Consider the following 10,878-nt stretch of genomic DNA (forward strand, 5'->3'; position numbering starts at 1 on the left):
CGCCTGCGCCTGCTCACCGCCGTGCGCGCCGGCCCGCAGGGCGCGCGCGGGCTCAACGCGCGCATCGAACAACTGCTGGCCGAGACCGCCAGCGGCGCACGCCGCCTCGGCGCCGCCTCGCCCTGGTTCCACGGGCGCCTGCTGCTGATCACCGAGAACAGCTACCGCCACGGCCTGTTCAACGGCGACGTCGGCATCTGCCTGAAGGACGCACAGGGCACCCTGGTCGCCTGGTTCGACGGCGCCGGCGACGGCCAGGTCCGCGGCTTCCACCCGGCCGCGCTGCCCGCGCACGAGAGCGCCTTCGCCATGACCGTGCACAAGGCCCAGGGCAGCGAGTTCGAGGAAGTGTGGCTGCAGTTGCCGGCGCGCGACGCCCGCGTGCTCAGCCGCGAACTGGTCTACACCGGCATCACCCGCGCCCGCCGCGCGCTGCACGTCGCCGCCAGCGAACCGGTGCTGCGCGCCGCACTCGCCCGGCACGCGGCGCGGATCTCGGGGTTGGCGTTGCGGTTGGATGGGGAGCAGCAGCCACAGTCGCAGCCGATGCGGCCTACAGCCGATATCCTTCCCGAACTACCCAGCACGCCGATCCAGGGCGCGCTGTTTTGACGAGCCGCGTCAGGAGCTGGCATGCGTAACGACGACAAGGACGCCCCCACCTCGGAATTGATCCTGTATCGCAGCGAGGATGCGCAGACGCGGATCCAGGTGCGGCTGGAAGGCGAGTCGGTGTGGTTGACGCAGGCGCAGATCGCGGAGCTGTATCAGACGACCCCGCAGAACGTCACCCAGCACCTCAGAACGATCTACAAGGAGGGCGAACTGCGTGAAGAGGCAACATGTAAGGATTACTTACAAGTTCGCCAGGAGGGGACGCGTGAGGTACGCCGGAACCTCAGGCACTACAACCTCGACGCCATCCTCGCCGTCGGCTACCGGGTCCGCTCCGCGCGCGGCACCCAGTTCCGCCAGTGGGCGACGGCGCGGCTGTCCGAGTACCTGGTCAAGGGTTTTGCGCTGGACGACGAACGGCTCAAGCGCGGGCCGGACGATGGCTATTTCGAAGAACTGCTGGGCCGCATCCGCGACATCCGCTCGTCGGAGAAGCTGTTCTGGCGCAAGGTGCTGGACATCTACGCCACCAGCGTGGATTACGACCCGTCGGCCGAGGCCAGCCAGCGCTTCTTCGCCACTGTGCAGAACAAGATGCACTGGGCGGCCCATGGCCACACCGCCGCCGAACTGCTCATGGAGCGCGCCGACGCCAGCAAGCCGCACAGCGGCATGACCAACTGGGTGGGCGCCGCGCCGCGCGCGTCCGATGCGGTCGTCGCCAAGAGCTACTTGAACGCGGAGGAGCTGGAGGCACTGAACCGCATCGTCACCGCCTACCTGGAGTTCGCCGAGTTGCAGGCCATGAACCGCAGGCCGATGACCATGGCCGCATGGATCGCCAAGCTGGACGACTTCCTGCGCCTGAGCGACCGCGACGTGCTGACCCATGCCGGCCGCATCGGCCGCGAGCAGGCATTGGAATTTTCCAAGGCCGAGTTCGCCCGCTACAGGCAGCGCACGTTGGAAGAACCGTCGCCGGTGGAGCGGGATTTCGAAGAGGCAACGCGCAAGCTGAAAGCGCTCGAGAGCGAGAAACGCCGGTCCACGCGGACCAAGCGGCCCACTGGCGAGTAAGCGAAGCGGCGTCCCGGGAACCGGCGAACTGCCGGGCCCGCAGCAACCTTCCGATGCGGGCAGGCCAGGCGAGCCCGGGGTCCGGGCTCGACGTCGCGCGACTACTTGGCCGGAACCCGCTGGTACTCGTCGCTGCCGGTATTGAGGTGTCCATCGGCCTCGTCGATGGCGAAGTTCACCGTCTCGCCGTCGTTGGTCACCTGTAGCACGCCATCCTTGTAGATGGCCGGGTAGCTCTCGGTCTTGGGCTTGCGGGTGAAGAAGCGCGGGGTGGTGTTGCGCACCATGAACGACTCCCCGTTGCGCTCGATGTCGATCGTGTCGTCCTTCGACTCCACGTTGACCCAGTGGCCGACGAACTTCTCGCCCTCCACCCGGGCGCAGCCGGTCACCAGCATCGCCGCGGCCAGCGCGGCTCCCATCCACTTCGTCATGTCCCCGCCTCCGGTGTTGGAATCGGGGCGAGGATGCGATGAGTTGGATGTATGGGAGGTCAAGAATGGGGAGGAGATCACGCCGGGCGCCGGTTGGCCCGAATCCGCCCTCCGCACGCCATTCCGCGTGCTGCCGAGGCTGGAGCAGTGTGGAGTTCGGTGCCTGTCACTATGACGGGTTGCGTCATATGACGAATGCCGTCATAGTGGCTGTGTGATCAGGAGCTTTATCGACAAGGAAGCCGAAAAGATTTGGCGTGGTGAGCGCTCGCGCAGGCTGCCGGCCGATATCCAGCCGGTCGCCCGACGCAAGCTGCGCATGCTCAATGCCGCTGCCAGTCTCGAGGATCTGCGTGTCCCGCCGGCTAATCGGCTGGAAGCGCTGAAAGGCGATCGGCGTGGTCAGCATAGCATCCGCATCAACGACCAATGGCGCATCTGCTTCCGCTGGCACGACGGCGATGTCGCCGAGGTCGTCATCGTCGACTACCACTGATTTCAGGCAACTCATTATGGCATCCCTGCCCAATATCCATCCCGGCGAGGTGCTGCGCGACGAGTTCCTCGTCCCGCTGGGCATCAGCCAGAACGCGCTCGCCCGCGCCACCGGCGTGCCGCCGCGCCGCATCAACGAAATCGTGCTGGGCAAGCGCGGCATCACCGCCGACACCGCCGTACGCCTGGCCGCGGCGCTGGGCACGACCGAACGCTTCTGGCTGAGCCTGCAGGCGGACTACGAATTGGAAGAGGCGCATCGCCTGCTTGGCGATCTGCCGGCGAGGATCAAGCGATTGGCGGCTTGAGGCAAGATTATGGGACCTGCGGGAAAACCGGGGTCAGAGTGCACTTCTCCTACAGCAGCTTCAGGCATCGTCCGATGGGTCGGCCCCCTTTGGACAAGGTCAGGCTGGTAAAAAAGTGCACTCTGACCCCTGTTTCTCCTCTCCTGCTGGACGCCGATGCCGCTGCGGCCTTCGGTGACCTGCTCGCCGAATCGCGGGCGGCCGTGATCCCGAACCTGCGGCGCTTCCCGCGCATCGGCTGGCCCTACCTGGACACCCCACCGCAATCGGCCGAGGCGCTGGCGCAACTGGCCGCATTGCCGGCGGGAGCGCCGGATGCGTTGCGCATCTACCTGCACGGCGACTACTTGATGCTGTACACGGCGGTAGAGGCATCCGCCACTGTGTATCTGCTCTCCATCCGCCACCATCGGCAGCTTTCGTTTGATTTCGCTGGACTGTGGAGCGGCGGGTGAGGATGCACCTATAGTGTATTCCGACTCATGTTTCCGGCGCGCTAGCTTCTCGTCCCGCAGGCATCAGCCAAAACTCATTTGTTCGCGACACCGACTTGCCGCCGCGCCGCATCAACAAAGTCGTGCTGGGCAAGCGCTGCATCACAGCCGACACGCTGTGCGCTTTGCCGCGGCGCTGGGCAAGACCGAACGCTTTTGGCTGGGTCTGCAGGCGGATTATAAACTGGAAGAGGTTCATCGTTAGCTTGGTGATCTGCCTAAGCGGATCGAGCGGTTCCTAGACTGAGACTTCAAAAGTCGTCAAGGACTGAACGCGCAAGCGACAGCTCTCTACGATTCTTTGATTCCGCAAGTTCATCTACCACGTCTTTACTAATGCTGTGCAGCGCGGCTGCTGCTTCTACATACTTTATAGAACCGATCTTCTTTAGGAAATCGATAAAATTTGGCATTGTGTCATTAACGTGGCAGTCTGAACTTCCAAGTATTTCCGGCCATTTTTGGATGCTTATAGCCCTGTCTTCTCTTTTGTAGGTGGGGAACATTTTCTTGTCAATTATTGAGATCAATAAAAATCTCATACCAAAATCTTTTAATACTGCAACTATCAAAAATGATGTTTTTTTACCCTTGGACATTATTGCGCGCCGCCCAGCAATATCAATGCCAAATCTTTCCAGAACTAATGATTTTGCTGATTTGAATTCATGTTTTTTTGTGACATTTGCTATGTAGTAAATATCAACGGCACAAAATATTGACGCAAGTTCAAATTTTCCTTCTACGCCAGCTATTTCGCTGATCGAAGAGAGAAGAGGGGATATGCATAAAGTGCGCATCAGCCCAAGATCAAATTCTCCAAAAAATCTGAATATTTCTCTGTATTTTTCTGCCTCGGTGCTGGAGAACATTTTTTTAATCAGGTCGTCGCGCAAATTTGCAGTATCTGTAAGTATATATTGGGACGCAAAATACTCCTGGAACGACTTGTGTGCCCACTTAATTTCAAGCCCATCTCTTTGAAAAAGTGGGACAGCTTTTAAGATGTCCTGAAGAACTCTTTTGCAGTCTACCTTAATGTCGGCTCTAGCAAGCGCCTTTTTTATAAAAGCCAGCAACTCTTCGGCGCTATAAGAAACACGTCCTGATCTGAACGTTTCGAACCCAAGTGATCTCAACAACTTGTGAAAATCCTCGGAGTCTAGCCCGCACTCCTTGGATCGAGAATACGCGTCACCCTTAGCTAGATCGTGATCCTGGAATAGAGCATCGTAAACTTGCCTGAAGAAAATAGTTCTTTTTGGCGGAACCGAGTTGCGGTGATCAAAAGCGCGATAAAGGAGTGTGACCAAAAGCGGATTACCCAAAAAATCTCCAACATTTGCCTCGTCAATCCTAGGAATTAGTAGTTTATCCAAGCCTCGCCCTGCGTCATATCTTCTTATTAAAGAGTACGCCTGTTCACGACCAAGTTTCCTTATGCTAACCTGAAAAAATTCAGGAAAAAGTGAAATTGAATACTCCGGGCGTGACGTAAGAATAAAATAACAAAATTGAAACCGCGCCGAGATATCGTTAATCTCTGTTACTAGTTTCGGACGTAGGCTTTCCTCGACTTCATCAAATCCATCAAGCACAAATATAAAGTTCCCGCTGTGGAATAGATCAATTAAGGCGTCTGCTTCTGGAGTTCCTTCGATGGATTCTGCAAGCTCTTCGCAAAGACACTGCAGGATACTGTGGCTAGATCTAATTCTCCGCAGTTCTATCAATAGCGGTATACCTTTTTCTTCTATTATTGATTTTCTAACGATGTGTTTCGCAAGCGTGGATTTTCCCATTCCAGCATCGTCAGTAATAGCAATGCATCTATTCTTTTGAAATAGAGCGGTTGGATACCCTGTGACTTGTAAAGAAAAACGATGACTGGTGGCCTCAAGGGTAAGTGGTTCGTACATTTCTTCAAATGCGAGAACTCCACCGGTGTTCGCAAATGTTGAAACGTACCTTGTTTTGAACTCAATTATTTTTACATATTTAGATAAACGTTTTTTAATAGAAGCCTCGGATTTTTTTGACTTCATTCCTCGTAAATATGGAGTAATTACATTGTCTATGAAGTTCTTAACTGCAGCTGACGTGGCCCCCTTCACTGCGGCTCCCGTCATAAGTACACCTAGGCTCTCTCCTGACATAAATATCCTTGTAATTATAAAATATAAGTTAGAGTTTCATGATTTTAATTAATTCTCCGCAGACAATTAATTATTCTATAAATTTTTCATTACTACACTTATTGATTCGCTGTCACAAAAACTTTCGCACTACGTGCACTTGGCTGACGGATAGTGATTTGGAAAGCATGGTCTAATGCTTGCATTGCACCAGCGTGCGGCGGCCGTCCTTGCGCAGGATCAGGTCGATGCCGCCGTCGGCGCCGCCGAGGCCGGTTTCTTCTACCGCGTAGCCCTGCCGGCGGAAGGCTTCGCCGACCAGGAGTTCGAATTGGCGCCAGCCGCCGGCGGCCAGGCTTTCGAGGGTAGTGCGGGTATCCAGCAGGCGGCGGCGATGCCGCGCCTTGAGAACGAGGCGAGCGCCGCGATCCAGCAGAGCAGCAAAAGGATCCATGCCAGGGGAGCGAATGCGCCTTCTGATTGCTGGGCGATGGCCTGCGACAGCGCACTGTCGTGGCGGGAGAACCACCAGGGGATGCCCGTCGCGCATGGCGAGGAAGCCGGCGATGCCGGCCATGACTCCCACCGGCCACGGCAGCGCCGCCAGTGCGTCGAATCCTGTCTTTCCCCGTCTGCGTCCCATGCGACCCCCGTCCCTGGATCGACCATAGTCCTGTGCGCGGGCGATGTCTGTATTGTTAACTGTGTCGTCTACAAATCGAGACGCACTCCGCTATATCGGCAGAAGGGTCGATTTCGTGTCCGGCCCTGAGTCGCCGGCGTTGATCCGCCACGGGGCGCATGCCGCAGTGCTTGCTGACGTGCCCGCCGACCGCTCGTCGCCGCCTTCCGTGTAGCCCAGACTTGCGTGCTAGCGTCGCGCTGCCGAGGGTCCGGCGCAACGCGGGGCACTAGATGAGCATCGAGCCGACGCGCCATCACATCGCGCCACCGCGTACCGCCCCGGCCGTACGCCTGGCCTGGTGGCTGCTCTGGCTCGCCCTGGCCCTGTTCGCCGCCGAGTTCGTGCACTCGGTCTATCTGAAGTACGCCTCGCTGCAGTCACCGGCCTATGCGATGTTCATGACCCGCCGCGGGTGGCTGTGGTGCCATCTCGGTGGCGGGGCGGTCGGCCTGTTGCTGGGGGCGCTGCAGTTCGCGACGCAGCGGTGGCGGCGCTGGCCGTGGCTGCATCGCTGTGTCGGGCGACTGTATTTCGTGGGGATGGTGGTGGCGATGATCGGAGTGGTCGGGCTGATTGCGACCTCGCCGGCGCCGCTTTCGATCCGGGTGGCGTTCGCGGCCACGGCGCTGGCGTGGCTGGTCACCGGGTCGGTCGGGTTGGTGGCGATCTGGCGTGGGCAGGTGCTGCGGCACCAGCGCTGGATGGTGCGGGCCTATCTGGCGACGCTGGCGCCGGTGGTGTTCCGCTTGGCGTTGCCGTCGGCGATCAGCCTGGGCCTGACGCCGTCGCCGGGCTTGATCGCGCTGCTGTTGTGGGCCAGTTGGGTGGTGCCGTTGTCGGTGTATGGCGTTGGCCGCGTCATTGTTGAGGCGCGGCGCCGACGAAAGCAGGTGTCGATGTTGCAGCGTGGAGCCGGTCTCGGCGCGGGATGATGTGCACGCGTGGGACTGTATGCCGGCCTGCGAATGCCGCTGTCGGCGTCGCCACGCTGCTCTGCTGTCGTCCCGACGCTGTCGCCAACTCGCGCTTATCCGCTGTCGCGCAGCGACGCATAACGCGCGCTCCCCATCGTTGCCAGCAGCGCGCAGCGTTCTCACCACACAGAAAACGCCGCCACGCCTGCGCCCAGGCGTGGCAGCCAGCGGGACGGACGATCGCAGGCGCCGGGGGAGGAGTGCGCCTGCGTTGTCGCCCGCCGCGACCTCAGCGGAGCCTGTCGAACAGTTGCTGGCGCACGGCGATGGTGCAGGCGTCTTCGGTGAACAAGTGTTCCAGCGCGCTGTTGTCGCTGGGCTTGCCGGTGCCCAGGTCGAGCACGGTCGCCTGGTTGCTGCCGCGTGCCTTGAACGCGGCGACGGCGGTGGTGGCGTTCTTCAGCGGCACGGTGGCGTCGTTGTCAGAGCCGCACAGCAGGGTCGGGGTGCGCGGCGCCCAGTCGAGCAGGTCGTTGCGCTCCAGGTCGCGCAGGAACGGGTCGTTGGCGTTGCTGGCGAAGTCCTTGTAGAAACCGGGCTGGAAGTACTGGCGGATCTTGTCCACGCCCGGCAGGGTGTCGCCGAGCACCAGGTCGGTCAGGCTCTGGTTGCCGGGGAACAGCTTCTCCACTTTCTTCGCCCACGGATCCTGGAACACCTGCGACGGGTCGAGGTAGAGGTTCTTGTAGGTGTGCTGCATGCCGACGATGGCGTAGCTGGCCAGGACGATGCCGAAGGTGTTCTCGCCCACGGCGTTGCGGCCGCTCCAGCTGTCGCGGAAGGTCTGGCTGAGCGCATACGGGCCGGAAATCGGCGCGCTGGCGACCAGGTTGAACTCGTTGGACAGGTGCGCTTCGATCTCGCGCTGGGTGGCCATGGCGGCATGCCCGCCCTGCGAGAAGCCGGTCAGCATGACCTTGCCCGACAGCGGGGTGTTGAGCCGTTGCAGCACCTGGCGCGCGGCGCGCATCGCATCGATGGTGGAACTGGCCTCGGACGCGGCGTGCAGGTAGGGGTGGAACGCGTAGGTGGACTGGCCGATGCCGAGGTAGTCGCTGCTCACCACCACGTAGCCCTGGGTGGCGAGGTGGGTGACCATGGTGTCGTCGCCCTTGTCGTCGCGGATCTCCTTGGCCTGCTCGGCGCGGCGTTGCGACTCGGTGCCCTGGCTGTAGCTCACCAGCGGGAACGGACCGGGGCACTGGCTGCCGCCCGGCACCAGCAGCGCCGCCGACGCCGTGGTGGGTTCGCCATCGACGCCGATGGTGGCGTAGGTGAACTCGGCCACGCGCACGTCGCACTTGGCCTGGTCGGGGGATTGGTCGTTGGCCAGCAGCGTGGCGATCGCCTGACGGGTGTAGCTGGTCAGGACATTGCTCTTGAGCACGGTGCCGCGCGCCGGTGCCGCCGTGGCGGCGATGGGCAACAACGCGCCCGCGATGCCGATGAGGGAAAGTGCGCGCAGCGCCAGCCGATTCCGCTGTGTGGCCATGGAAACATCCTCGTGTCGAATCCCGGTCGCCCGGGGGGTGGGGGAGGGCGCAAACGCTACTATGTCGTCTGCATTATTTTTGCGACACGACGAGATAATATTTAGCTGCGGTATTGATTCGCATCGCGCCTGATGGAATTTCACGACACATCGCGTCGGAAAATGCCGAGATCCATCGATGCTGCGGCGTGCGCTGCGCCACAGTGGCGACGAGGAAAGGATGAAAGATCCGCATGGTTTCGCGCGAATCCAGCCGAATTCCGCTGTTTCGGCCGGCTGCGTGCACGTCACGGGAATTTGTCTACGTTTCTGAAGCGGACTTTTCAGAAGTCAATAATCTTGATTTCAAGATAATCGTAGGGTGGCAAGAGATAATCGCGTCAGATGATCCGAATATTGTCCGCCGCCACGAAACGCGTGGGCGGCGTAAGGACAGGAGCAGGACATCATCGACGTCGTGCGCGTCACAGTGTGTCTTGTTTGTCGCCGCGCGCGGTCGCGGTTGAACTCGCACCGCGGCATAAAAAAGCCGGCGGACCTTGCGGGCCGCCGGCTGCGATCGATCTTGCCGACCCGTGCGCGGGCCAGCGGAACGGGGTCAGCGCACTTGGTACAGCACGGTGGCGCCGGGCTTGGGTTCGAACGCGGGCACCGTTTGCTGCTTTAGCGCGGTGCCCTTGGCGTCCCATACCAGGGTTTCGGACGGGTACTCGTCCTTGCGGGTCATGGCGTCGATCTGCTTGACGATCACGCTGGAGCCGGCGGCGACTTCGGGGTTCCAGGCGAACACGCCGAGCCTGCCGTAGAACACGGCCGGGGCGGTGGCGTCCAGGCGCCGATCGGGGCACATCACCAGGCCGCGATCGAGCATCACCCGCAGCGCGCCCATCGGCACGGCCTTCACCGCCGGCGACGTGCGATCGGTGCTGTGGCCGGGGCAGACGTTGGCCGAGCGGGTCAGCATGTCCTCGACCACCTGCCGGTCGGACTGGGCCAGCGCGGGCAGGGCGACGGCGGCGAGGGCGAGCGTTGCGAGGGGGAATTTCCAGGGCATGTCGAGACTCCTTCAATGGAGGAAAGACGCCGGGCTTGGCGAGACCTGCAAAGCGGGGGACAGGCGGCCGCGGCGGCGCGGGCCGACTCTAGCAACGGGGCGGGCGGCGAATGCAAAGCGGGCGTGAGGGTGCGGGGGTGTGGCTGCTTCGGGCGTGGCGCTGTGCAGGTTTCGCTTCGCATCTGGGTCGCGGTTGAAACCGCTCCTACAGCCGGCGTATCGCTTGGTGCCTTGTTCAAGTGCTGGCGCTGGCGGCAGTGCGGAAGACTGGTCGCTCGTTGTGCGAGGGACTTCACGGCACCTCTAACAACGACGAAGCCCATTTGTAGGAGCGGCTTCAGCCGCGACGGGCGTTACCGGGAATGCCCGTCGCGGCTGAAGCCGCTCCTACAATCGAGACACGACATCATCCACGCCGCGGCAATAACGCCTTATTAGAAGTGTCCTTCAGTCCCGACGGCAGCGATGTCGGATATGCCCGAAGCTTCAGGCGTCGCGGCTGAAGCCGCTCCTACGGGGGGCGGGTCGCTTGTCCGCGATGTCAGTGCTGCCTGGAGTGCTGACAGAGGGCCGCTCCTTGTAGGAGGGACTTCAGTCCCGACTGCAGTGAGGTCGGACGCATCAATCGCCCGCTCACAGCAACTCAGCGATACGGCCCCGGCCCGCGCCAGACCAGTTCGCCCTGGTGGTAGACCTGCAGCATGGTGATGACCTGGCGGGCATCGCCGATGTCCTTCAATTCCGGGGAGTCCGGCGGCAACGCGCGGCACTTGCCGGAGCCGCGGGTGAGCGCGATTTCCAGCGGGCAGACCATGCGGTACTCGGTGCCGGGCAGCAGGATGAACATCTCTTTCATGCCCTGCTGCTGCCAAGTGCGCAGCTGGCTCTCGCTGCCCAGGTCGTAATAGACCAGGTAGCCGCCGACCTCCAGGCTGGGCTGGGCCGCGTCCATGTCGTGGCGGTTGCCGCGGCTGCCGGGGCCGGCGGCCATTCCGCTGTTGTCCGGCGCGGTGTCGGTGTCGAGCGCGCCGGGCGGGCGCCCGGTCCAGGTCTGCGGACGGCGCTCGGTCGGCGGCGGCGGATTGCTGTCGGCGGTCTGCGCCGGACTCGGCGCC

General features: G+C 61.5%; 11 protein-coding genes and 3 pseudogenes. 7 read left to right on the top strand and 7 right to left on the bottom strand.

What is annotated here, in order from left to right; genetic code table 11:
• Positions 1-612, top strand: a 612-nt coding sequence (locus D180_RS02060; protein WP_043090320.1) for an ATP-binding domain-containing protein, incomplete at its 5' end; no start/stop codon positions are given.
• Positions 613-633: 21 nt separating this feature from the next.
• Positions 634-1,692: a virulence RhuM family protein gene (locus D180_RS02065; RefSeq protein ID WP_017911475.1), complete on the top strand. Its 1,059-nt coding sequence runs from the start codon at positions 634-636 to the stop codon at positions 1,690-1,692.
• 101 nt (positions 1,693-1,793) lie between these two features.
• Here the strand turns inward: D180_RS02065 and D180_RS02070 are convergent, their stop codons facing one another.
• Positions 1,794-2,126, bottom strand: a complete 333-nt coding sequence (locus D180_RS02070; RefSeq protein WP_010341478.1) for a hypothetical protein — start codon at positions 2,124-2,126, stop codon at positions 1,794-1,796.
• 214 nt (positions 2,127-2,340) lie between these two features.
• Between D180_RS02070 and D180_RS22715 the strand changes: the two genes are divergently transcribed.
• The 4 genes and pseudogenes from D180_RS22715 to D180_RS24130 all read left to right on the top strand — a co-directional run bounded on the left by D180_RS22715 (position 2,341) and on the right by D180_RS24130 (position 3,628).
• The gene (locus tag D180_RS22715; RefSeq protein WP_081616370.1) at positions 2,341-2,622 is read left to right on the top strand and encodes a type II toxin-antitoxin system RelE/ParE family toxin; all 282 of its coding nucleotides are present in this window, start codon (positions 2,341-2,343) and stop codon (positions 2,620-2,622) included.
• Positions 2,623-2,638: 16 nt separating this feature from the next.
• Entirely contained in the window at positions 2,639-2,929 is a 291-nt protein-coding gene (locus tag D180_RS02080) for a HigA family addiction module antitoxin (protein WP_017911477.1), read from the top strand.
• Between the two features lie 89 nt (positions 2,930-3,018).
• A complete protein-coding gene (locus tag D180_RS02085; protein ID WP_017911478.1) occupies positions 3,019-3,384 on the top strand; it encodes a hypothetical protein in 366 nt (121 codons plus the stop codon).
• Positions 3,385-3,401: 17 nt separating this feature from the next.
• A pseudogene (locus tag D180_RS24130) lies at positions 3,402-3,628 on the top strand (HigA family addiction module antitoxin).
• Between the two features lie 46 nt (positions 3,629-3,674).
• On the opposite strand, the gene D180_RS22725 reads toward D180_RS24130, so the two are convergent.
• Positions 3,675-5,537: an NACHT domain-containing protein gene (locus tag D180_RS22725; protein WP_198526500.1), complete on the bottom strand. Its 1,863-nt coding sequence runs from the start codon at positions 5,535-5,537 to the stop codon at positions 3,675-3,677.
• 220 nt (positions 5,538-5,757) lie between these two features.
• Positions 5,758-6,201 (bottom strand): annotated as a pseudogene (locus tag D180_RS02090) (restriction endonuclease); the annotation flags it as partial.
• Between the two features lie 272 nt (positions 6,202-6,473).
• Here D180_RS02090 and D180_RS02095 point away from each other — a divergent pair.
• Positions 6,474-7,175 (top strand): DUF2306 domain-containing protein, encoded by a 702-nt coding sequence (locus D180_RS02095; RefSeq protein ID WP_017911479.1) that lies wholly within the window; start codon positions 6,474-6,476, stop codon positions 7,173-7,175.
• 271 nt (positions 7,176-7,446) lie between these two features.
• On the opposite strand, the gene D180_RS02100 is transcribed toward D180_RS02095, so the two are convergent.
• The 4 genes and pseudogenes from D180_RS02100 to D180_RS02110 form a co-directional block, all read right to left on the bottom strand.
• Entirely contained in the window at positions 7,447-8,709 is a 1,263-nt protein-coding gene (locus tag D180_RS02100; RefSeq protein WP_017911480.1) for a lipase family protein, read from the bottom strand.
• Positions 8,710-8,782: 73 nt separating this feature from the next.
• Positions 8,783-8,995: a hypothetical protein gene (locus D180_RS23725; RefSeq protein WP_157835183.1), complete on the bottom strand. Its 213-nt coding sequence runs from the start codon at positions 8,993-8,995 to the stop codon at positions 8,783-8,785.
• A 312-nt stretch (positions 8,996-9,307) separates the two neighbouring features.
• Complete coding sequence (locus D180_RS02105) at positions 9,308-9,763, bottom strand: hypothetical protein (RefSeq protein WP_017911481.1); 456 nt, start codon at positions 9,761-9,763, stop codon at positions 9,308-9,310.
• A 643-nt stretch (positions 9,764-10,406) separates the two neighbouring features.
• A pseudogene (locus D180_RS02110) lies at positions 10,407-10,878 on the bottom strand (type II toxin-antitoxin system RelE/ParE family toxin); the annotation flags it as partial.

Origin of the sequence: Xanthomonas sp. SHU 166, from assembly GCF_000364685.1 — a bacterium.
Taxonomy (GTDB): domain Bacteria; phylum Pseudomonadota; class Gammaproteobacteria; order Xanthomonadales; family Xanthomonadaceae; genus Xanthomonas_A; species Xanthomonas_A sontii.